Origin of the sequence: Pseudomonas sp. ATCC 13867, assembly GCF_000349845.1 — a bacterium.
GTDB lineage: Bacteria > Pseudomonadota > Gammaproteobacteria > Pseudomonadales > Pseudomonadaceae > Pseudomonas.
Genome location: NC_020829.1, coordinates 4313803 through 4336748, shown reverse-complemented (window position 1 = coordinate 4336748; position 22946 = coordinate 4313803). Strand labels below are relative to the sequence as shown.

The window sequence follows — 22946 nt, the reverse complement described above, 5'->3', positions numbered from 1 at the left end:
ACTCTGAGGACGTTGTGATGAAACTCAGCTTAGGACCGGTGCTGTTCTACTGGGACCGCCGGACACTCCTGGATTTTTATGCGCAGATGGCCGAACAGCCGCTGGACGCCATCTATATCGGCGAGACCGTCTGCTCCAAACGCCGCGCCATGTCGCTCGACAACTGGCTGGGCCTGGGACGCGAACTGCAGCAGCAGAGCGGGGCGCAGATCCTCATCTCGGGCCTGGCGCTGATCGAGGCGGCCTCCGAGCTGTCGTCGCTTCGCCGCCTGTGCGCCAACGGCGAGCTGCAGGTCGAGGCGAGCGACATGGGCGCGGTGCAGATACTCAGTACGCTCGGCGTCGAGTTCGTCGGTGGGCCGGCGCTGAACGTCTACAACGGCCACACGTTGTCTGAACTGCGCGAAGCAGGATTGCGCCGCTGGGTGCCGCCGGTGGAGTGCTCCGGGGAGCAGATCCACGCGGTGATCGAACAGGCTCGCGAACTGGGCATCAACGATGTGGAGACCGAGGTGTTCGCCTACGGTCATCTGCCGCTGGCCTACTCGGCGCGTTGCTTCACCGCGCGGGCGGAGAACCGGCCCAAGGACGACTGCCAGTTCTGCTGCATGAACTACCCGGAGGGCATGTCGATGCTCAGCCAGGAGGGCATGCCGCTGTTCACCCTGAACGGCATCCAGACCATGTCCGGCGAGGTCAGCAACCTGCTGGCGGACTACGCCTCGCTGCGCGACTGTGGCGCCGATCTGCTGCGCTTGAGCCCCCGCGCCGAGGGGATGGTGGACGTGGTGCAGGCCTTCGACCGTGTGCGCAAGGGCGTCACGCCGCCGCTGGCGGTGACGGGTTGCAACGGATACTGGCATGGCCGTCCGGGCATGCTGCGCAGCGATGAGGTGAACCTGTGCTGACTCTCGAAACCGGCGCCTTGCGCGTCGCCGATCGCCTCCTGCCACTGGCCGCCCGTGTCCCTCTGGGGTTGCAGCGGGCGGTGCTGCAGCGCGCCGCCAACCGGCTGTTCGCCGAACCCCTGGCGGACGGCGCCTTCGACATCCTCGATGGGCACTGGCTACGCCTGGAGGTGAGTGATCTCGGCCTGGGCTGGAGCTTTACGCGTGGCCGTGACGGCCTGCGTTTCGCCGATGCCTGTGTACCAAGCGTCACCATTCGTGGCAGCTGGCGTGATTTTCTGTTGCTGGCGGGACGGCAGGAGGATCCGGACACGTTGTTCTTCCGCCGTCGTCTGGTGATCGAGGGCGATACGGAGCTGGGGCTGGCAGTGAAAAACCTGATCGACAGCCTCGACCCGGACAGTCTGCCGGCCTGGCTGTGGAGCGCCATGCGCCGCGCCAGCCGGGTAGTGCAGGAAAACGCCTGATCCGTTCCCCGTAGGATGGCGTGGAGCGAAGCGATACCCATCGATTGGCGTGCCAGGACAGCATGGGTATCGCAAGCTCGCGGCACGCCGCCCGCCCCATCCTGCGCCAGTGTCCGTTTGTGGTCTTGTGCCTCGCCTGAGCGGCGAAGGCTCAGGCCGGGACGCGTACGAGGAACTGCAATTCCTCGTAGAGCATCTCGAAGTCCTGTACCGGCGCATCCTGGCCGTAGCGTTTCTTCAGGCCGTACTCGGTCAGGGTGATCTCGTGCTCGGCCTTCACCCCGTGACGTGCCAGGCAGTTCTGCACGCAGTGCAGGTGGCAGCCGTCCACGGCGATGATCGGCCGACCGGAGCAGGCCTTCTTCACCAGCGCCGGTACGTCGCCACCTACGCCCGCGATGCAGGACATTTCCGCCAGACCGTCACGGTCCAGGCGCAGGGCGAGGTCATTGGCCAGCTGCGCGAGGTTGGAGCAGCCGGAGCAGGAGTAGACGAGGGGCAGGTGCGGCGAGGGCGGCATGGGAACCTCCTGGGTGAGTCCCACAGTGTCCCGCCGCGACGCCTTGTCGCGACATGATCTGAATCAAGTCGGGTGGAGGACTACTCCGAGCGAGGTAGGCGGGGAAGGGCTCTTCGTGAGGCGAGCTTGCTCGCGAACAAACTCTGCTGCGGGGCCGTTCGCGAGCAAGCTCGCTCCTACGGGTAAGGGCTCGCTCGGCTCGTAGATCGGACCAGACGGTTCTCTACTGCTGCCACGTGCGAGCGCAGGCCCGGCTCGTGTCTTGGTATGGGGTTACTGAGGTATCCGCCCTGAGAGGCTGAATCAAGCCGGATTGGAGCGCCGAGGTGGTTTGGAAAAGAGCTCTTCGTAGGAGCGAGCTTGCTCGCGAACAAACTCTGCTGCGGGGCCGTTCGCGAGCAAGCTCGCTCCTACAGGTAGGGGCTCGCTCGGCTCGTAGATCAGACCAGATGGTTCTCTACTGCCCAGACTGCCGCCTCGACGCGCGAGCGCATGCCCAGCTTGTGCAGCACGCGCTTGACGTGGACTTTCACCGTGCCTTCGGTGATGTCGAGCTTTCGCGCGATCATCTTGTTGCTGTAGCCGTGGGCGAGCTGGCGGAGGATCTGCCGTTCGCGGTCGGTGAGTTCCTCGATGCCCTTGGGACGGTCGTCGCCACGCAGGGCCTGGGCCAGCACCTGGGTCAGTTGCGGGCTGATGGTGAGCTGGCCGGTGGCAGCCTGGCGGATGTGTTCCAGCAGGCGCTCGGGCTCCATGTCCTTGAGCAGGTAGCCGTCGGCACCGGCGCGCAATACGTTGATCACGTCGTTGCGATCGTCCGAGACGGTGAACACCACGATGCGCGCATCCACGCCGTTCTCGCGCATCGCCCGCAGGGTATCCAGGCCGTTCATGCCTTTCATGTTCAGGTCGAGCAGGATCATGTCCGGCTCCAGTTCCGCGGCCATGTGCAGGGCTTCTTCGCCGCTGCTGGCTTCGCCCACCACACGCAGGTCCTCTTCGAACTCCAGCAACTGGATCACTCCCTTGCGCATCATCGGGTGGTCGTCGACGAGCAGGATGCGGGCGCGGTCATCGGTGGGGGTGGCCGTCATGAGGGGTTCTCCGGGTGTTGCGACAGGGGTTTGTGGGTGAAGCGTACGCTGACACGGGTGCCCAGCGGTTCGCGCGGGACGATGGTGAAGGTGGCTTCCAGAGTCTGGCTGCGCTCACGCATGATGCTAAGCCCATAGTGGCCGTTACGGCTCTGCGCTGGGTCAAAGCCCACTCCGTCATCATCGATGGTGATGCACACCTGGTCGTCGGCGTCTTCGGCGAGGCTCACCTTGGCGTGGCTCGCTTGGGCGTGACGCACCACATTGGAGAGCGCCTCGCGGACGATCTGCAGGATGTGGATTTCCTCGTTGGGGTTGAGAGGGATGTGCGCCAGGCGGTTGTCCAGTTCGATGGACAGGTCGCCGCGCTCGCCGAACTCTTCCACGGTCTTCACCAGCGCCGCTTCCAGGCTGGATTGCTCCAGGCTCAGGCGGAAGGTGGTGAGCAGTTCGCGCAGCTGGCGGTAGGCGCTGTTGAGGCCTTCGCGCAGCTCGTCGAGGGTTTCCTCGATCTTCTGCGGCGGCACGTCACGCTTGAGCAGGGTGGCCAGGCGGCTGACCTGGATCTTCAGGTAGGACAGCGACTGTGCCAGCGAGTCGTGCAGCTCGCGGGCGATGGTGCTGCGCTCGGCGAACAGCGCCAGCCGGTTTTCCTGTTCCTGCTGCAGGGACAGGGCGAAGGTGCGCGCGATGTTGTCGCAGAAACCTTCGACGAACTGCCGCTGCCAGTCTTCCAGGCGGCCGCTGGTGGTCTCGATGAACAGCTCGCCGAAGCGGTGTTCGCCGATGGTCAGCGGTTGCATCAGTAACGGGTTGATGCCCCGGCTCGGTTCGCCGCAGTGGGCGGCCTGGGCGCGGCAGTCGCCGCAGTTGCCCTGCAGGCAGAAGCTGCCGGTGATGCCGTCGGTAGTGAGCGAGGTGTAGGCGCGTTCAACGCCGTCCTTGTTCAGGCACAGGGTCACCTTGCCGCCCTGCAGTACGCGCTCCAGCTGGTTCAGCAGCGGTTGCAGAGTGCGTTCGTCATAGGGGTCCTGGCCCAGGCGGCGGGCGCTGGCGTAGAGCAGCTCCAGGCGCTGGTGGCTGTTGGAGAGGTCGCGGGTCTTGTCTTCCACCCGCGCCTCCAGTTCGCGGTAGATGGCCTGCAGCTCCGTTGCCATCTGGTTGAAGCGTTCGCCCAGTTGGCTCAGTTCGTCCTCGCCGCTGCTGCTGACCCGCGCGCTGAGGTCGCCCTCTCCGAGCCGGCGGGCGGTGCTGGTGAGGTCGCGCAGCGGACCGACCACGTGGTAGCTCAGGTCATAGAGGCTGATGAAGACCACCAGCAGGCTGAGGAACAGGCACAGGCCCTGCACTGTGCTGAGCATCTGCGAGCGCTGCTCGGCGTTGTTCTGGAGCGTGCCGACGAAGGCATCGATGTGGCTGACGAAGGTGTCCAGGGTGCTCAGTGTCGGTTCCTGGGAGAGGTCGAGCTTGTTCAGCTCCTGGCGCAACTGATCATGCTGCTGGCGGATCGGCGCGTCGACGTCGGAGCGGCGCAGCAGGCGGGTGATTTCGTCGTTGTCCAGACGCGCGGCGAGGGTCGACTGCAGCGCCTGGCGGTTGATCGGCGACGGATCCAGCGCCAGGCGGTAAGTGAGCATGCGCAGCGAGCCGGCCTGGTTGATCACTGCGGCGTCCTGGTGCGAGTAGTCGGCGAACAGCAGGGCGCTGAACATGCCGGCGAGCGCCAGGGAAACCAGCAGGGTGAGGTAGCAGCCGAAGCGGACGACGATGGATTTGCGCAGGGCCGTGCGGCTGGCGGGCGGACTACCCACAAAGATTCGGTCGTTCGCGGAAGGCTCGGTCGAAGGTGCGGTGTTCATTAAAAATGCCTTTAAAAACAATAAATTAAGCATTCATTTCGTAGATACCTACTTGGAGGTAGCGGCGCGCATCTGCTCATGAATCGCCCGTTGGCTCATTGATGGCGATCAAGAGACGAGGCTTAAGCCTTACCTAACGTGCGGGCAAAGGCTGTCAGGAAGTGAGCTTAGCCATGTTGTCTCATCGTCAGAAACAGTACTCCGTGCTCGGCATGAGCACACTGGCGTTCGCCGTGAACTTCGCGGTCTGGACGATGTTTTCGATCATCGGTATCCGCATCAAGGAGGAACTGGGCCTGTCCGAGGCGCAGTTCGGCCTGATGGTGGCGCTACCGATCTTGACCGGTTCGCTGGTGCGTCTGCCGCTAGGGCTGATCACCGACCGCTTCGGCGGGCGCATCGTGTTCTTCATCCACATGCTGCTGGTGGCCATCCCGATCTACGGTCTGGCCTTCGCCACCCTCTACTGGCACTACCTGGTGCTGGGCCTATTCGTCGGCCTGGCCGGCGGCTCCTTCGCCGTGGGCATCGCCTACACCTCCTCGTGGTTCGAGAAGGAGCGCCAGGGCACCGCGATGGGCATCTTCGGCGCTGGCAACGCGGGCGCCGCGATCACCAACCTGGTGGCGCCGATGATCGTGGTTGCCTTCGGCTGGCGCATGGTGCCGCAGATCTACTCGGTGGCCATGCTGGTGACCGCGCTGCTGTTCTGGTTCTGCACCTGGACGGACCCGGCCCACACCAAGGGCGGCGACGCCGACCCGGGCCGCCCGCGCCCGACCCTGGCCAAGCAACTGGCGCCGCTGGGCGAACTGCGCGTGTGGCGCTTCGGCCTGTACTACTTCTTCGTCTTCGGCGGCTTCGTCGCCCTGGCCCTGTGGCTGCCCAAGTACTACATCGCCGAGTACGGCCTGGACCTGCGCACCGCATCCTTCATCACCATGCTGTTCACCCTGCCATCGGGCCTGATCCGCGCCCTGGGCGGCTGGTTCAGCGACCACTATGGCGCTCGCGCGGTGAACTGGGGCGTGTTCTGGATCTGCCTGGTCTGCCTGTTCTTCCTGTCCTATCCGCCGACCACCATGACCATCCACGGCATCAAGGGTGACGTGAGTCTCGGCATCGGCCTGAACGTCTGGCTGTTCACCTTCCTGGTGTTCGTCGTCGGCATCGCCCAGGGCTTCGGCAAGGCCAGCGTGTACCGGATCATCCACGACTACTACCCGCAGAACATGGGCACCGTCGGCGGCATGGTCGGGGTCATCGGCGGCCTCGGCGGCTTCTGCCTGCCCATCCTGTTCGGCTACGCCGCCGACCACATCGGCGTGCGCTCCTCCTGCTTCATGTTGCTGTTCGGCCTGACCGTGATCTGCATGGTCTGGATGCACTACGCGATCAAACAGCAGCAACGTCTCGACGGTCAGGCCCAGGCGGCTGACGTCGACGCTACCCCCATTCCTTTCAGTCAATCCTGAGGTAGTGCCGTCATGGGCATGATGAACACCCAACTCAAAGCCGCCAGCGGTCCGCTGCTGATCGACTGGCGCCCCGAGGACTCCGAGTTCTGGGCGCGCAGCGGCAAGCGTATCGCCGCGCGCAACCTGTGGATCTCGATCCCCGCGCTGCTCCTGGCCTTCGCCGTATGGATGATCTGGAGCACCGTCACCGTGCGCCTGAACGCCGCCGGTTTCAGCTTCAGCAACGACCAGCTGTTCCTGCTCGCCGCGCTGCCGTCGATCTCCGGCGCCACCCTGCGGGTGTTCTACTCCTTCATGGTGCCGATGGTCGGCGGCCGCCGCTGGACCGCGCTGTCCACCGCCTCGCTGTTGATCCCCTGCATCTGGCTGGGCTTCGCCGTGCAGGACCCGACCACCCCGTACTGGGTGTTCGCGACCATCGCGCTGCTGTGCGGCTTCGGCGGCGGCAACTTCGCCTCCAGCATGTCCAACATCAGCTTCTTCTACCCCAAGAACCAGCAGGGCACCGCCCTGGGCCTGAACGCCGGCCTGGGCAACCTGGGCGTCTCGGTGATGCAGTTCGCCGTCCCGCTGGCCGTTGCCGGTGGCCTGTTCGGCGCCTTTGGCGGCGAGCCGCAGCAGCTGAGTGATGGCGGTCGCCTGTTCCTGCAGAACGCCGGCTGGATCTGGGTGCCCTTCATCGCCGTGGTCTCCATCGCCGCCTGGTTCGGCATGAACGACATCGCCGATGCGAAGGCTTCGTTCCGCGAGCAGTCGGTGATCTTCAAGCGCAAGCACAACTGGCTGATGTGCTGGCTGTACGTGGCCACCTTCGGCTCGTTCATCGGCTTCTCCGCCGGCTTCGCCATGCTCAGCAAGACCCAGTTCCCGGACATCAACCCGCTGCAGTACGCCTTCCTCGGCCCGCTGGTAGGCGCCCTGAGCCGGCCGCTGGGTGGCTGGCTGGCGGACAAGTTCGGCGGCGCGCGCATCACCCTGTGGAACTACGCGGCGATGATCGCCGGGGTGTTCGCGGTGATCAGCTTCCTGCCCAGCGCTGGCAACGCCGGCAGCTTCTTCGGCTTCCTCGGCTCCTTCATCGGGCTGTTCTTCTTCGCCGGCATCGGCAACGGCAGCACCTTCCGCATGATCCCGGTGATCTTCCGCAACGAGTGGGCCGCACGCCTGAAGCGGGGCGGCTTCACCGAAGCCCAGGCAACCAAGAACGCCAGCATGGAGTCGGCTGCGGTGATCGGCTTCTCCGCCGCCATCGGCGCCTTCGGCGGCTTCTTCATTCCCAAGGCCTTCGGCACTTCGCTGGACATGACCGGCAGCGCCGAGGGTGCCCTCTACGTGTTCGTCGCGTACTACCTGAGCTGCATCGTCGCCACCTGGTGGTGGTACGCCCGCAAAGGGGCCGAGAGCCCCTGCTGATTGCTGTGGCGGGCGCGCCGTGCGTCCGCCATCCCACCGTTCCGCGAGCTTGATTAGCGTTTGAACGCCCGGCGTAGACCGGGTGAGGAGATATAGATGAGTTACCTGCTCGACCGCCTGCAATTCTTCAAGAAGAAGCAGGGTGAATTCGCTGATGGTCATGGCGAAGTCAGCAACGAGAGCCGTGCCTGGGAAAACAGTTATCGGCAGCGCTGGCAGCACGACAAGATCGTGCGCTCCACCCACGGGGTGAACTGCACAGGATCGTGCTCCTGGAAAATCTACGTGAAGAACGGCCTGATCACCTGGGAAACCCAGCAGACCGACTACCCGCGCACCCGCCCGGACCTGCCCAACCACGAGCCGCGCGGCTGCCCCCGTGGCGCCAGCTACTCCTGGTACATCTACAGCGCCAACCGCCTGAAGTACCCCAAGGTGCGCAAGCCGCTGCTCAAGCTCTGGCGTGAAGCACGCACCACCCACAACGATCCGGTGGACGCCTGGGCCAGCATCGTCGAGGACTCGGCCAAGGCCAAGAGCTACAAGAGCGAGCGCGGCCTGGGTGGTTTCGTCCGCTCCAGCTGGAACGAAGTCACCGAGATCATCGCCGCCGCCAACGTCTACACCGCCAAGGTCTACGGCCCGGACCGCGTCGTCGGCTTCTCGCCGATCCCGGCCATGTCGATGGTCAGCTATGCCGCTGGCGCCCGTTACCTGTCGCTGATCGGCGGCGTGTGCCTGTCCTTCTACGACTGGTATTGCGACCTGCCGCCTGCCAGCCCGCAGATCTGGGGCGAGCAGACCGACGTGCCGGAGTCCGCCGACTGGTACAACTCCAGCTACATCATCGCCTGGGGCTCCAACGTCCCGCAGACCCGTACCCCCGACGCACACTTCTTCACCGAAGTCCGCTACAAGGGCACCAAGACCGTGTCCGTCACCCCGGACTACTCCGAGGTGGCCAAGCTCACCGACCTCTGGCTCAACCCCAAGCAGGGCACCGACGCCGCACTGGGCATGGCTTTTGGTCACGTCATCCTCAAGGAATTCCACCTCGAGAAGCCCAGCGCCTACTTCGTCGATTACTGCCGCCAGTACACCGACATGCCGATGCTGGTGCTGCTGGAGCCGCACACCGACGGTGTACTCAAGCCGACCCGCTACCTGCGCGCGGCAGACCTGGCGAACAACCTCGGCCAGGATAACAACCCCGAGTGGAAGACCATCGGCCTGGACGAAATCTCCGGCGAACTGGTCTCGCCCACCGGCACCATCGGCTACCGCTGGGGCGAGTCGGGCAAGTGGAACATCGAGGAGAAGGAAGGCGGCGAGAAGCGTGATACCCGCCTGGCCCTGACCCTGATCGACGGCCCGGAAAAGGCCTGCGACGTGGCCTTCCCGTACTTCGCCGGGCAGGAGCACCCGCACTTCAAGGGCGTGGACAACGACGAGGTGCTGGTGCGCCGCGTGCCGTTCCGCGAAGTGACCGGCGCCGACGGCAAGACCCTGCGCGTCGCCACCGTGTATGACCTGCAGATGGCCAACTACAGCGTCGACCGTGGCCTGGGCGGCGCCAACGTGGCGGCTTCCTACACCGACGCCGACGTGCCCTACACCCCGGCCTGGCAGGCCCGCATCACCGGCGTACCGGCGGCCCGCGCGATCCAGGTGGCCCGCGAGTTCGCCGACAGTGCCGACAAGACCCGCGGCAAGGCGATGGTGATCATCGGCGCGGCGATGAACCACTGGTACCACATGGACATGAACTACCGCGCGGTCATCAACATGCTGATGATGTGCGGTTGCATCGGCCAGAGCGGCGGCGGCTGGGCGCACTACGTCGGCCAGGAAAAACTCCGTCCGCAGACCGGCTGGGTCCCGCTGGCCTTCGGCACCGACTGGAGCCGCCCGCCACGGCAGATGAACGGCACCAGCTTCTTCTACCTGCACAGCTCGCAATGGCGCCACGAGAAGATCTCGATGCACGAAGTCCTCTCGCCGCTGGCCGACACCAAGCAGTTCCCCGAGCACGCGCTGGACTACAACATCCGCGCCGAACGCATGGGCTGGCTGCCGTCCGCCCCGCAGCTCAACCGCAACCCGCTGCACATCGCCGCCGACGCCGAGCGTGCCGGTATCCCGGTGCAGGACTACGTGGTCCGCGAGCTCAAGGCTGGCAACCTGCGCGTGGCCAGCGAGGCGCCGGACGATCCGCAGAACTTCCCGCGCAACATGTTCATCTGGCGCTCCAACCTGCTCGGCTCCTCGGGCAAGGGCCACGAGTACATGCTCAAGTACCTGCTGGGTACGAAGAACGGCGTGATGAACGACGACCTCGGCAAGGCCGGCGGCCCGTGCCCGGGCGAAGTCGACTGGGTCGACCAGGGGGCCGAAGGCAAGCTGGACCTGGTCACCACCCTGGACTTCCGCATGTCCTCCACCTGCATGTACTCGGACATCGTCCTGCCGACCGCGACCTGGTACGAGAAGGACGACCTCAACACCTCCGACATGCACCCCTTCATCCACCCGCTGTCGGCCGCCACCGACCCGGCCTGGGAAGCCAAGAGCGACTGGGAGATCTACAAGGCGATCGCCAAGAAGTTCTCCGAAGTCTCCGTCGGCCACCTGGGCGTGGAGAAGGACCTGGTCACCGTGCCGCTGCTGCACGACACCGCCAACGAACTCGCGCAGCCGTTCGGCGGCAGCGACTGGAAGAAGGGCGAGTGCGAACCCATGCCGGGCAAGACCATGCCGACCCTGCACGTGGTCGAGCGTGACTACCCCAACACCTACAAGAAGTTCACCTCCCTCGGCCCGCTGCTCGACAAGCTCGGCAATGGCGGCAAGGGCATCGGCTGGAACACCGACAAGGAAATCAAGCTGCTTGGCGAGCTGAACCACAAGGTCACCGAGACCGGCATCAGCGAAGGCCGCCCGCGCATCGAGAGCGCCATCGACGCCGCCGAGGTGATTCTCGCCCTGGCGCCGGAAACCAATGGCCAGGTCGCCGTGAAGGCCTGGGACGCGCTGTCGGTCTTCACCGGCCGTGAGCACGCCCACCTGGCGCTGCCCAAGGAAGAAGAGAAAATCCGCTTCCGCGACATCCAGGCGCAGCCGCGCAAGATCATCTCCAGCCCCACCTGGTCGGGCCTGGAAGACGAGCACGTGAGCTACAACGCCGGCTACACCAACGTCCACGAGATGATCCCGTGGCGCACCATCACCGGCCGCCAGCAGTTCTACCAGGATCACCCCTGGATGCAGGCCTTCGGCGAGGGCTTCGTCAGCTACCGGCCGCCGGTCAACACCCGCAGCACCGACAAGCTGTTCAACAAGAAGCCCAACGGCAACACCGAGATCACCCTGAACTGGATCACCCCGCACCAGAAGTGGGGCATCCACTCCACCTACACCGACAACCTGCTGATGCTCACCCTGTCGCGCGGTGGCCCGATCATCTGGATGAGCGAGAACGACGCCAAGCGCGCCGGCATCGAGGACAACGACTGGGTCGAAGTCTTCAACGCCAACGGCGCCGCGACCTGCCGCGCGGTGGTCAGCCAGCGCGTGAAGGACGGCATGGTGATGATGTACCACGCCCAGGAACGCATCGTGAACCTGCCGGGCAGCGAGACTACCGGCACCCGCGGCGGTCACCACAACTCGGTGACCCGTGTGGTGCTCAAGCCCACCCACATGATCGGCGGCTATGCCCAGCAGGCATGGGGCTTCAACTACTACGGCACCGTCGGCTGCAACCGCGACGAGTTCGTCGTGGTGCGCAAGATGAACAAGGTTGACTGGCTCGACGAGCCGGAGCACGGCGGGCTGGGCGGTGACGCTCTGCCGCAACCGCTGCCCCAGGACATTTGAGGATTACTGCCATGAAAATTCGTTCGCAAGTCGGCATGGTGCTGAACCTCGACAAGTGCATCGGTTGCCACACCTGCTCCATCACCTGCAAGAACGTCTGGACCAGCCGCGAAGGCGTCGAGTACGCCTGGTTCAACAACGTCGAAACCAAGCCCGGCATCGGTTACCCCAAAGAGTGGGAGAACCAGGAGAAGTGGAAGGGTGGCTGGAAGCGTAACGCCGACGGCTCCATCGCCCCGCGCATCGGCGGCAAGTTCCGCGTGCTGGCGAACATCTTCGCCAACCCGGACCTGCCGGAAATCGATGACTACTACGAGCCCTTCGACTTCGACTACCAGCACCTGCACACCGCGCCCAAGGCCCAGCACCAGCCGGTTGCCCGCCCGCGCTCGCTGATCTCCGGCCAGCGCATGCAGAAGATCGAGTGGGGCCCGAACTGGGAAGAGATCCTCGGCACCGAGTTCGCCAAGCGTCGCAAGGACAAGAACTTCGACAAGGTCCAGGCGGACATCTACGGCGAGTACGAAAACACCTTCATGATGTACCTGCCGCGCCTGTGCGAGCACTGCCTGAACCCGGCATGCGTGGCGTCGTGCCCCAGCGGCGCGATCTACAAGCGCGAGGAAGACGGCATCGTCCTGATCGACCAGGACAAGTGCCGCGGCTGGCGCATGTGCATCAGCGGTTGCCCGTACAAGAAGATCTACTTCAACTGGAAGAGCGGCAAATCCGAGAAGTGCATCTTCTGCTACCCGCGCATCGAGGCTGGTCAGCCGACCGTCTGCTCGGAAACCTGCGTGGGCCGCATCCGCTACCTCGGCGTGCTGCTGTATGACGCCGACCGCATCCACGAAGTGGCCACCTGCGAGAACGAGCGCGACCTGTACCAGAAGCAGCTGGAAATCTTCCTCGATCCGTTCGACCCGAAAGTGATCGAGCAGGCCCGCAAGGACGGCGTACCGGACAGCGTCATCGAGTCCGCGCAGAAGTCCCCGGTATACAAGCTGGCGATGGACTGGAAACTGGCCCTGCCGCTGCACCCGGAATACCGCACCCTGCCGATGGTCTGGTACGTGCCGCCGCTGTCGCCGATCCAGAATGCTGCTGCCGAAGGTCACATCGGCAGCGACGGGGTGATCCCGGACGTCGAGTCCCTGCGCATCCCCGTGCAGTACCTGGCCAACCTGCTGACCGCTGGCGATACCGCCCCGGTGCTGCTGGCCCTCAAGCGCCTGCTGGCCATGCGCGCCTACAAGCGTGCCGAGCACGTGGAAGGCAAGCAGGACCTGGAAGTGCTGAAGAAGGTCGGCCTCTCTGTGAACCAGGTGGAAGAGATGTACCGCTACCTGGCGATCGCCAACTACGAAGACCGCTTCGTCATTCCGACCGCCCACCGCGAGGAAGCGCTGTCGGATGCCTTCGCCGAGCGTTCGGGTTGCGGCTTCAGCTTCGGCAATGGTTGCTCCAGCAACTCCGGCGTGAACCTGTTCGGCGGCAAGGCCGTGGACAAGCGCAACGTCATCCAGACCGTGCAGATACAGGAGTGACCGCCATGACGATCTCAATGGACGGCCATAGCCAATTGCTCAAGCTCAGCGCGTTGCTGCTGGACTACCCTTGCGCCGAGCTGCGTGAGGAGAGTCTGGCGCTGCACTCTCTGATCCGTACCTGCGACCTGCCCGAAGCGCAGCGTGACGGCCTCGCCACGCTGCTCAACGAGCTGTGCCGGGGCGACCTGTTGGACGTGCAGGCGCGCTATGACGGCCTGTTCGAGCGCGGCCGCTCGGTGTCGCTGCTGCTGTTCGAACATGTGCACGGCGAATCCCGTGACCGTGGCCAGGCGATGGTCGACCTGATGGACCGCTACACCCGGGCGGGCCTGGCCATCGACGTCAACGAGCTGCCGGACTACCTGCCGCTGTACCTGGAGTTCCTCGCCCTGCAGGACGCCGAGTCGGCCCGCGTGGGCCTCGCGGAAGTGGCGCATATCCTCGCGCTGCTGGCGCTGCGCCTGGACGAGCGTGACAGCCCTTACGCGGCGGTCTTCCACGGTTTGCTGGAGCTGTCCGGCGAGCGGCCTGACCTGAGCGCGCTCAAGCGCGACCGTGATCAGGAAGTACGCGACGACAGCCTGGAAGCCATCGACAAGGCCTGGGAGGAAACCCCGGTGAGCTTCGCCGAGCCCGCCGCCGGTTGCCCGTCCTCCAGCGCGCGGCGGATTTCCTCCGCCGCAGAACAACCCATGCAGTGGGTCGCCCAGCCGGTTCCGCAGATGCAGTACCGGGCGGCCAAAGTAGGAGCCTGAACATGTCCCTCAATCTTCTCGTCTTCGGGGTTTACCCGTACGTTGCGCTGCTCATCTGCCTGGTTGGCAGCTGGGCGCGCTTCGACCTCTCGCAATACACCTGGAAAGCCGGCTCCAGCCAGATGCTGAGCAAGAAAGGCATGCGGGTCTACAGCAACCTGTTCCACGTCGGGGTGCTGTTCATCCTCGCCGGCCACTTCGTCGGCCTGCTGACCCCGCACGCGGTCTATGAGCACCTGATCAGCACCGAGCAGAAACAACTGCTGGCGATGGTCTCCGGTGGCTTCTTCGGCGTCCTCTGCTTCATCGGCCTGACCGGCCTGATCCTGCGCCGCCTGACCAACGACCGTGTCCGCGCCACCGGCAATGCCTCGGACCTGATGATCCTGCTGGTGCTCTACGTCCAACTGATCCTCGGCCTGTCCACCATCGTCGCCTCGACCCATCACCTGGACGGTTCGGTGATGGTGATGCTCGCCAACTGGGCACAATCCATCGTCACCCTGCAGCCGATGGCCGCCGCCGACGCCATCGCGCCGGTATCGCTGGTCTACAAGCTGCACGTGACCCTCGGCCTGACCCTGTTCGTGCTGTTCCCCTTCACCCGTCTGGTGCACATCGTCAGCGCCCCGGTCTGGTACTTCGGCCGCCGCTACCAGGTGGTCCGTACCAAGCGTCGCGCAGTGTGATGAAGCGGCGGATAGCGCTGGTGCGTTATCCGCCCAACCCGAATCTCGAACCCGAAGGGTAGATAACGCCAAAGACGTTACCCGCCATCCGGAGGTGATCGAAATGAGTTGCTCCCACTACGAAGCCAAGGTCGAACACGTCGACCTTCCGAAAATTGAAGTCAACGGTGTCGCCATCGATGAGGGCGAACTGGCCCGCGAGCTGCAATACCATCCCGCTTCCAGCCACGCCGAGGCGCTGTATTCCGCCTGCCGCGCGCTGGTGGTGCGCCAACTGCTGGTGCAACGCGCCGACGCGCTGGGCCTGACTGCCGACGCGGAGGAGGGCGAGGCCCCGGAAGAGGCGCGCATCCGCGCGCTGATCGACCGTGAGGTTGGGGTGCCCGAGGCTGACGAATCCAGCTGCCGCCAGTGGTACGACGCCAACCCGACTCGCCTGACCTCGCCCTGGCGCATGCGCCTGCGCCACGTGCTGCTGGGCTGCGCGCCGGACGACCTGGAAGGTCGCGCCAAGGCCCGCGAACAGGCCGAGGAGCTGCTGGCCGAACTGCGCGAGCACCCTGAACGTTTCGCGGAGAAGGCCATGCGCTTCTCCGACTGCCCGTCGAAAGACGATGGCGGTGATCTGGGCTGGATCGAGCCGGGGCAGACCGTTCCCGAGTTCGAGAAACGCCTGCTGCAACAGCAACCCGGCCTGCTCGGCCATCCGCTGGAAAGCCGCTACGGCCTGCACGTCGTCGAGCTGATCGAGCGCGATGGCGGCGAGCCGCTGGACTTCGCCGAAGCGCGCCCGCGCATCGCCGCTTACCTGCGCGCCCAGGTGCTGCAGCGTGCGGTCAGCCAGTACATCAGCGTACTGGCGGGCGAGGCCCGGATCGACGGTTTCGTCTTCGACGGCGCGGAGAGTCCGCTGGTGCAGTGAACCGGTTCCGGGCCCCTCTCTCCCGACCTTCCCTCCCCAAGGAGGGAGGGGCTTCGGAAACGGATACGAATATCGGTCCTCGTGCCCTGGGGCATGGGGATCGGCTGGAGTGGAACACCATGTCCGAATGGATCGACGGCCAAGGCCGCAAGATCGACTACCTGCGCCTGTCGGTGACTGACCGCTGCGATTTTCGCTGCGTCTACTGCATGGCCGAGAACATGCGCTTCCTGCCACGCCAGCAGGTGCTGACCCTGGAAGAGATCGAACGGGTGGCGCGAATTTTCGTCGAGCGCGGCGTGAAGAAGCTGCGCCTCACCGGCGGCGAACCGTTGGTGCGCCCCGGCATCGTCCACCTGTGCGAGCGGCTGGCCGCGCTGCCCGGCCTGCGCGAACTGTGCATGACCAGCAACGGCTCGCAGCTCAGCCGGCTTGCGGGCGATCTGTACAGCGCCGGCCTGTCGCGTCTCAACATCAGCCTCGACACCCTGGACCCGCAACGCTTCGCCGCCATCACCCGCACCGGCCGCCTGGAGCAGGTCCTGCGGGGTATCGACGCCGCGCAGGACGCCGGTTTCGAGCATATCAAGCTGAACTGCGTGGTGATGAAGGGCCGCAATGCCGACGAAGTGCCGGCCCTGGTGGACTACGCCATCGCCCACGGGCTGGACATCAGCTTCATCGAGGAAATGCCCCTGGGCCAGGTTGGCCGTGCGCGCGAGGAAAGTTTCTGCTCCAGCGACGAAGTCCGCGCGCTGATCGCCGAGCGCCATGAGCTGCTGGACAGTGCCGAACACAGTGGCGGCCCGGCGCGCTATGTACGCCTGGCGCAGCATCCGGGCACGCGCATCGGCTTCATCTCGCCGCATTCGCACAACTTCTGCGCCACCTGCAACCGCCTGCGCCTGACCGCCGAAGGCCGCCTGCTGCTGTGCCTGGGCCACGAGAATTCCCTGGACCTGCGCGGCCTGCTGCGCCGCCATCCGCTGCACGACGAACCGATTCTCGACGCCCTGCAAGGCGCCCTGCAGCGCAAGCCGGCACGCCATGAGTTCAGTGTCGGCGACGTGCAGGTGCTGCGCTTCATGAACCTCAGCGGCGGCTGATCGATCCTCCCGTGGCGGGTCTTGCGCCCGCCTTTTGCCTTGCGTCCTTTCCCTCTTGGCCCCGCCCAGACCCACGCCTGGAGCGGGGCTTCGTCTATAGGGCGGGGAGGGCCCTGCGACGACGAAGACGGATGCCATGCCGACCGGACAAAAGAAAAGGCCCCGGCGACATGAGCGTATCGCGGGGCCTTGGGCTAACTGCCAAGTTGAACCGTGGAATCTACGGAAATCATGGGAATGAACTGTTCGACTCCTCCTAGGATTGGCTTGGGACACGTCCAGCCTAAGGCCATCGACCGGCTGCCGACATTCCCCGGAAGGAGTAGCGGCGGGGCAGAAAAAGAGAGTGTGCCGGACAGTCGCAGGGCGATTGACGTTATGTACTTTTTAGTCCAGATTGGATTTTAAGTTTATGCGCCTTGCGCGCACGGACGAACAACAAGACGGTCGCCTGGGTGAGAGCAAGGCAATGCTGCTGCGGCGTGCCGCACCGCAACCCCGGACGAGCCAGGCTCTTCCACTACGCACTGCCCATGACGTACCGGTGGCACGGCTGCCGGCTCACCCGACCACGCCACGGAGTTCATCGATGAATCGCAAAGCCCTGCTGGGCGGCCTGCTGCTGGCCACCTTCGCCACCTTCTCCCATGCTGACGACAAGCCGCTGCGCATCGGTATCGAGGCGGCCTATCCCCCCTTCGCCTACAAGACTCCCGAAGGCGGCATCGCCGGCTTCGACTACGACATCGGCAATGCCCTGTGCGAGCAGATGAAGCGCAAGTGCCAGTGGATCGAGCAGGAGTACGACGGCCTGATCCCCTCGCTGAAGGTGCGCAAGATCGACGCCGCGCTGTCGTCCATCACCATCACCGACGAGCGCAAGCGCTCGGTGGACTTCACCCACAAGTACTACTTCACCCCGGGCCGCCTGGTGATGAAGGAAGGCTCGCAACTGGACGAGCAGTTCAGCCAGCTCAAGGGCAAGAACATCGGCGTGCAGCGCGGCTCCACCGCCGACCGCTTCGCCACCGAAGTGTTGGGCAAGGCCGGCGCCAACGTGGTGCGCTACACCAGCCAGGACGAGATCTATCTGGACCTGGTCGCAGGCCGCCTGGAGGGCACTTTCGCCGACTCCATCCCGCTGGAGATCGGCTTCCTGCAGACCGAACGCGGCAAGGGCTACGCCTTCATCGGCCCGGAGTTCAAGGACCCGAAATACTTCGGCGAGGGCGCCGGTATCGCGGTGCGCAAGGGCAACACCGAGCTGGTCGGCCAGCTCAACGCTGCCATCGATGCGCTGCGAGCCAATGGCAAGTACAAGGAAATCGAGGGCAAGTACTTCAAGAGCGATATCTACGGGGATTGATCTATTCGCCGTATTGCAGGAAAGGCCGCCTTCGGGCGGCCTTTTGTTTTTCTTTCGTAGCGAGCTTGCTCGCGAACCCTGATTGGCAATGTGCCGTGCGCTTCGCGAGCAAGCTCGCTCCTACAGGTCAGCTCCGGTGTTTCCGCCTGCGTAGGAGCGGACTCCGTCCGCGATCGGTAATGTGCCGTGCTTCGCGAGTAAGCTCGCTCCTACAGGTGAGGGGCTGCGTAGCTCTTGTAGGAGCGAGCTTGCTCGCGAACCCGTACGAAAGGCGAGGGCGTTCAGACCTCCTCCTTCAGCTCCTTCAAATGCTTGTAAACCGTCGCCCGCCCCATGTTCAGCACGTTGGCCACATAGTTCGCCGCGCTCTTGCCCTTGAACGCCCCCTCGGCGTGCAGCGCCAGGACCAGTTCGCGCTTGTGGTCGCGGCTGAGGGTGGACAGGCTCAACTGGCGCTGCTGCAGCCAGCCATGCAGGAAGGTGTTGATGCGCTCCTGCCAGTCGTCGCGGAACAGTGCGTCCGGCTGGGGGATCAGCTTGTTCGAGGAGAGGAACAGGTCCAGCGCCGCCTTGGCGGTTTCGAACAGGGTGATGTTGAGGTTGATGCACAGCACTGCCAGCGGCTCGCCCTTGCCGTCGCGCAGCACGGTGCTGATGGAGCGGATCTTCTGCCCGTCCCAGTTGAGCTTCTCGTAGGGGCCGATGTTGCGCTCGTCGCTGCTGCCTTCGAGCATGTCTTCCAGCGCCGAGTCGTCGCCGATCTCGCGCTTGGAGATGTTGTTCGCCAGGTAGGCCACGCGCTGGTTGCGCAGGTCGTGGATGACCACCTCCGCGTGGGGGAAGAACAGGGTGGCGATGGCGTCGGCGATTGCCTTGTAGTTGTCCAGCGGGTCTGCGGCGGTCATGGGCAAGGCTCTTTGGCGGTGGGGCCGGGCGGGCGCTGGCGAGTGTGCCGCAAGCGCCCGCGGGCTGTCACGGTCAGTTCTGCAACAGACGCGCCGGCGACAGCATCTCGGCGCTCAGGCCGTGGCGCGCCAGGTGCTCGGGTAGCGTCTCGCCACGGACCAGAGCGGCGCTGGCCTCGCCCATCGCCGCCGAGGTCTGGATACCGTAGCCGCCCTGGCCGGCCACCCAGTAGAAGCCGGGCGTGGCTGGATCGAAGCCGGACACCAGATCGCCGTCGGCGAAGAATGAACGCAGGCCGGCCCAGGTGTGGCTCGGTCGGCGGATGCTGAGGGTGGTGTGTTCCTCGATCTGGTAGATGCCCAGGGCGATGTCCAGCTCTTCGGGCTGTACGTCGTGGGGATCCACTGGATCGGCGTTGGCCGGCGAGCCGAGCAGCATGCCGGCGTCGGGCTTGAAGTAGAAGGATTCGTCCAGGCTCACCAGCACCGGCCAGGCGTGGCTGTCGACGCCCTCCGGCGGGCTGAACAGGAAGGCGGCACGGCGCTTGGGCGTCAGGCCCAGCGGGGTGACGCCGGCCATCTCGGCGATCTTGTCGCACCAACTGCCGGCGGCGTTGATCAGCACCGGCGCGCGGTAGCTCTGGTGGGTGCAGCGGACTTCCCAGGCACCATCGACGCGGCCGATGGCCAGGACTTCGCTGTCCAGGTGGAGGCTGCCGCCGTTGCGGCGGATGCCTCGCAGGTAGCCTTGCAGCAGGCCGTCGGTGTCGATGTCGGCGGCGCTGGGGTCGATCATCGCGCCGTGGACCTTCTCGCGGCGCAGCACCGGGACGATGGCGCAGGCCTCGTCGGCACCCAGCAGGCGCATATCCGGCACGCTGGCGCGGGCGCTTTCGTACTGGCGCTGGAGCTCTTCCGGGTTGCCTTCGAAGTCCACGGTCATCTCGCCACGCGGGGTGAGGATCGGATGTTCGGCGAAGCCCTCGGGCGGGTTGTCGAAGAACTCACGGCTGGCGGCGGTCAGCGCGCGGACTTGCGGCGTGCCGTAGGCCACGGTGTAGAGCGCTGCCGAACGGCCGGTGGAGTGGTAGCCGGCATGGGCTTCGCGCTCCAGCACGGCGACCTTGCCGTGACGGGAGAGGAAGTAGCCGGTGGAGGCGCCGGCGATGCCGCCACCGATGATGAGGAAGTCGACTTCGATCATGTTTCTCTCCGGCTCAAGCGTTCTGACGTTGGAGTTGGTAGAGCGCATTGGCCAGGGCGACATCTTCCAGGCCCAGGCCGATGGAGCGGAAGAAGGCATGGCGCTGGTAGTCCGGCTTGGCGACCTGGCCGCTGACCAGTTCCGGCAGGTCGCCACGGAGGGCGCCGTCCCAATTGTGCTCGTCGCGGGCCAGGCGCATCTCGCCGGCGGAAGCCGGGGTGGTGGCGCGGTAGTCGCAGTAGACGTCCATCTGCGCCAGCGATTGCGGCGGCACTTCGTGGGCGCGGGCGACGTTGGTGCTGATAGAGGTGATCAGCGCCGATTTGGTGAGGATCGCCGGGTCCAGCACCGGGGTGCCGGAGGAGGTGCAGAGCAGCACCACGTCGGCATCGGCCACGGCGGCCTCGACGCTGGCGGCGGCTTCGGCGCGGGTGTCGATGGCGTCGAACTGGGCCAGCACGCCGGCGTTCAGGTTCGGCGAGTAGACGCGGATGCTCTGCCAGTCGCGCAGGCCGGCGGCATAGCGCAGGTGCGCACGGGCCACCGGGCCGCTGCCGATGATGGCCAGGCGTTTGGCAGCGGGGCGCGCCAGTTCCTGCACGGCCAGGGCGGTGGTGGCGGCGGTGCGTGCGATGGTCAGGCTGCCGGCGTCGCACAGCAACAGTGGCTGGCCGGTCTCCATCGACATCAGCAGGCTCCACGCGGTGACCAGCGACTTGGGCTGGCGCACGATGTAGGGCGAGGTCTTCACGCCGTAGACCTTCTGCGAGGCCAGCACGCCCAGGTAGTTGATGAAGTCGCCGCCGCCGTTGGGAAACTCCACCAGTTGCTGCGCCGGCTGCACGGCACCGCCGGCGGCCAGCTCGGCGAACATGTCGCGCATCGCCTGGAGCACATCGACCCGTTCGAGCAAGCGTTCGGCTTCGGCCTGGTTGAGCGTGAGGGGCGTGGCGGCGGGCATGGCGGGACTCCAGATTTGGATTAATTTTTCCATTCTGGACTCTGTTGTATCGATCGACAAGGGCGGATGGTCGGAGACGCTGCTTTTTGTCCTCCGGCGGCCCTAGGTTATGTCGTGAGGCGCTTCGCAGGGTTGAAGCGGTGGAGGTGCTGGTTCGCGAGCAAGCTCGCTCCTGCAAGGGGTAGCGCCCAACGAAAAAGGCGAAGCCGGGTGGCTTCGCCTTTCTCTGTCATCAACAGAAGGTAGTGCAACAAGCGATCAGTGCTTGCGCGGTACCGGCTTGAGCAGCTCGGTGGGCGGCATTTCGCAGTTGATCTTGCGGCCCAGCAGTTCCTCGATCGGCGGCAGGGCGAAGGCATCGTCTTCGCCGGCGAAGCTGATGGAGGTACCGGTGGTGCCGGCGCGGCCGGTACGGCCGATGCGGTGCACGTAGTCGTCCGGGTCTTCGGGCAGGGTGAAGTTGATCACGTGGCTGATGCCGTCGACGTGGATGCCGCGACCGGCGACGTCGGTGGCGACCAGGACGCGGATCTTGCCTTCACGGAAGCCTTCCAGAACCTTGATGCGCTTGTGCTGCGGCACATCGCCGGACATCTGGGCGGCGCTGATGCCGTCCTTGGTCAGGCGTTCCTCGATGCGGCGCACCTCGTCCTTGCGGTTGGCGAAGACCATCACGCGGGTCCAGTCGTTCTGCGCGATCAGGTTGTACAGCAGCTTGTACTTGTCACTGCCGGCCACGGCGTAGACGTGCTGCTCGACGGTGTCGCTGGCGACGTTCTCCGGCTCGATCTCGACGATGGCCGGGTCGACGGTCCACTGCTTGGCCAGGTTCATCACGTCGTCGGTGAAGGTGGCGGAGAACAGCAGGGTCTGGCGCTCGCCCTTGTACGGGGTCTGGCGGATGATCTGGCGGACCTGGGGGATGAAGCCCATGTCGAGCATGCGGTCGGCTTCGTCCAGCACCATCACCTCGACCATGTCCAGGTGCACCTCGCCGCGCTGGTTGAAGTCCAGCAGGCGGCCAGGGGTGGCGACCAGGATGTCGCAGAAGCGCGATTCCAGGGTGCGCAGCTGCTTGTCGAAGTCCATGCCGCCGACGAAGCTCATGACGTTCAGGCCGGTGTACTTGGCCAGGCCGATGGCGTCGTTGGCGATCTGCACCACCAGCTCACGGGTGGGGGCGATGATCAGCGCGCGCGGCTCGCCCATGTAGCGCTCTTTCGGCGGCGGGGTCTGCAGCAGCTGGGTGATGATCGAGATGAGGAACGCGGCGGTCTTGCCGGTGCCGGTCTGGGCGCGGCCGATGGCGTCCTGGCCACGCAGGGTGAAGCCCAACACCTGTGCCTGGATCGGCGTGCAGTAGGGGAAGCCCAGGTCATGGATGGCGTGCATCAGGCGCGGGTCGAGGTTGAAGTCGTGGAAACGCGTCTTGCCTTCGGCCGGCTCCACCACGAAGTCTTCCAGCTTCCAGTTGTCCACCACCGGCGGGCGCGGCTTGCGCTCGCGGCGCGGTTTGTCGGCCCTGGGCTCGCGCGGCTTGTCGGTGCGTTCGGTCTTTTCGCCGCGTTCGGCTTTCTCGGAGCGCTCGGCGCGGGGCTTGCCGCCCTTCGGGCCACGGGCCGGCTTCTCGGCGGACTCGCTCTGGGGGCGTGGATTGCGCGGTTTGCGCGGACGCTTCTCACCGCTCTGGGCGGGCTCGGAGGCAGCGGGGGCGGGGGCTGCCGGCGTGGCGACGGGCTGCTCGCCCTCGCCTTTGCTGAAGATTTTCTTGAGTGCTTTGAGCACGGTGGTCTCGTACTGGTTAAGGAATGAACGGCCGCCAGTGTAATGCAAGATGCCCGCAGGGCGAAGTGCCACAGGATTTCCCGGGCTT

Annotated in this window: 18 protein-coding genes; 11 read left to right on the top strand and 7 right to left on the bottom strand. The window is 65.3% G+C overall.

Annotated elements, in window-relative coordinates:
* Positions 1 to 17: 17 nt before the first annotated feature.
* Both H681_RS19420 and ubiT read left to right on the top strand, forming a co-directional pair.
* Entirely contained in the window at positions 18 to 908 is an 891-nt protein-coding gene (locus tag H681_RS19420; RefSeq protein WP_015478590.1) for a U32 family peptidase, read from the top strand.
* Positions 902 to 1375 carry a ubiquinone anaerobic biosynthesis accessory factor UbiT gene (gene ubiT / locus H681_RS19415; RefSeq protein WP_015478589.1) on the top strand — a complete coding sequence of 158 codons (474 nt, stop codon included), beginning with the start codon at positions 902 to 904 and terminating at the stop codon, positions 1373 to 1375. The genes H681_RS19420 and ubiT overlap by 7 nt, the downstream gene beginning before the upstream one ends.
* A gap of 151 nt (positions 1376 to 1526) precedes the next feature.
* Here the strand turns inward: ubiT and H681_RS19410 are convergent, their stop codons facing one another.
* The 3 genes from H681_RS19410 to H681_RS19400 form a co-directional block, all read right to left on the bottom strand.
* A complete protein-coding gene (locus tag H681_RS19410; protein ID WP_015478588.1) occupies positions 1527 to 1895 on the bottom strand; it encodes a putative zinc-binding protein in 369 nt (122 codons plus the stop codon).
* A 440-nt stretch (positions 1896 to 2335) separates the two neighbouring features.
* Positions 2336 to 2989: a two-component system response regulator NarL gene (narL, locus tag H681_RS19405; RefSeq protein ID WP_015478587.1), complete on the bottom strand. Its 654-nt coding sequence runs from the start codon at positions 2987 to 2989 to the stop codon at positions 2336 to 2338.
* Positions 2986 to 4848, bottom strand: coding sequence for a histidine kinase (locus tag H681_RS19400; protein ID WP_015478586.1), 1863 nt, complete (start codon positions 4846 to 4848; stop codon positions 2986 to 2988). The genes narL and H681_RS19400 overlap by 4 nt, the downstream gene beginning before the upstream one ends.
* A gap of 173 nt (positions 4849 to 5021) precedes the next feature.
* On the opposite strand from H681_RS19400, the gene H681_RS19395 reads away from it, so the two are divergent.
* The 9 genes from H681_RS19395 to H681_RS19355 all read left to right on the top strand — a co-directional run bounded on the left by H681_RS19395 (position 5022) and on the right by H681_RS19355 (position 18003).
* Entirely contained in the window at positions 5022 to 6323 is a 1302-nt protein-coding gene (locus H681_RS19395; protein ID WP_041712154.1) for a nitrate/nitrite transporter, read from the top strand.
* A gap of 12 nt (positions 6324 to 6335) precedes the next feature.
* Positions 6336 to 7739, top strand: coding sequence for a NarK family nitrate/nitrite MFS transporter (locus H681_RS19390; RefSeq protein WP_015478584.1), 1404 nt, complete (start codon positions 6336 to 6338; stop codon positions 7737 to 7739).
* Between the two features lie 96 nt (positions 7740 to 7835).
* Positions 7836 to 11615: a nitrate reductase subunit alpha gene (locus H681_RS19385; protein ID WP_015478583.1), complete on the top strand. Its 3780-nt coding sequence runs from the start codon at positions 7836 to 7838 to the stop codon at positions 11613 to 11615.
* Positions 11616 to 11626: 11 nt separating this feature from the next.
* Positions 11627 to 13162: a nitrate reductase subunit beta gene (gene narH / locus H681_RS19380; RefSeq protein WP_015478582.1), complete on the top strand. Its 1536-nt coding sequence runs from the start codon at positions 11627 to 11629 to the stop codon at positions 13160 to 13162.
* A 17-nt stretch (positions 13163 to 13179) separates the two neighbouring features.
* Positions 13180 to 13920 (top strand): nitrate reductase molybdenum cofactor assembly chaperone, encoded by a 741-nt coding sequence (narJ, locus tag H681_RS19375; RefSeq protein ID WP_015478581.1) that lies wholly within the window; start codon positions 13180 to 13182, stop codon positions 13918 to 13920.
* A 2-nt stretch (positions 13921 to 13922) separates the two neighbouring features.
* Positions 13923 to 14609: a respiratory nitrate reductase subunit gamma gene (gene narI / locus H681_RS19370; protein WP_015478580.1), complete on the top strand. Its 687-nt coding sequence runs from the start codon at positions 13923 to 13925 to the stop codon at positions 14607 to 14609.
* Positions 14610 to 14712: 103 nt separating this feature from the next.
* Positions 14713 to 15531, top strand: coding sequence for a peptidylprolyl isomerase (locus tag H681_RS19365; RefSeq protein WP_015478579.1), 819 nt, complete (start codon positions 14713 to 14715; stop codon positions 15529 to 15531).
* A gap of 119 nt (positions 15532 to 15650) precedes the next feature.
* Positions 15651 to 16637, top strand: coding sequence for a GTP 3',8-cyclase MoaA (gene moaA, locus H681_RS19360; RefSeq protein WP_015478578.1), 987 nt, complete (start codon positions 15651 to 15653; stop codon positions 16635 to 16637).
* A 589-nt stretch (positions 16638 to 17226) separates the two neighbouring features.
* Entirely contained in the window at positions 17227 to 18003 is a 777-nt protein-coding gene (locus H681_RS19355; RefSeq protein ID WP_015478577.1) for an ABC transporter substrate-binding protein, read from the top strand.
* Positions 18004 to 18284: 281 nt separating this feature from the next.
* Here the strand turns inward: H681_RS19355 and H681_RS19350 are convergent, their stop codons facing one another.
* From H681_RS19350 to rhlB, 4 genes are all read right to left on the bottom strand, one after another.
* On the bottom strand, positions 18285 to 18908 hold the full coding sequence (locus H681_RS19350; RefSeq protein WP_015478576.1) for a helix-turn-helix transcriptional regulator: 624 nt from the start codon (positions 18906 to 18908) through the stop codon (positions 18285 to 18287).
* 73 nt (positions 18909 to 18981) lie between these two features.
* Positions 18982 to 20112 carry an NAD(P)/FAD-dependent oxidoreductase gene (locus H681_RS19345; RefSeq protein WP_015478575.1) on the bottom strand — a complete coding sequence of 377 codons (1131 nt, stop codon included), beginning with the start codon at positions 20110 to 20112 and terminating at the stop codon, positions 18982 to 18984.
* Positions 20113 to 20125: 13 nt separating this feature from the next.
* Positions 20126 to 21073, bottom strand: coding sequence for an ornithine cyclodeaminase family protein (locus H681_RS19340; RefSeq protein WP_015478574.1), 948 nt, complete (start codon positions 21071 to 21073; stop codon positions 20126 to 20128).
* 258 nt (positions 21074 to 21331) lie between these two features.
* Entirely contained in the window at positions 21332 to 22858 is a 1527-nt protein-coding gene (gene rhlB / locus H681_RS19335; protein WP_015478573.1) for an ATP-dependent RNA helicase RhlB, read from the bottom strand.
* Between the last annotated feature and the right edge of the window lie 88 nt (positions 22859 to 22946).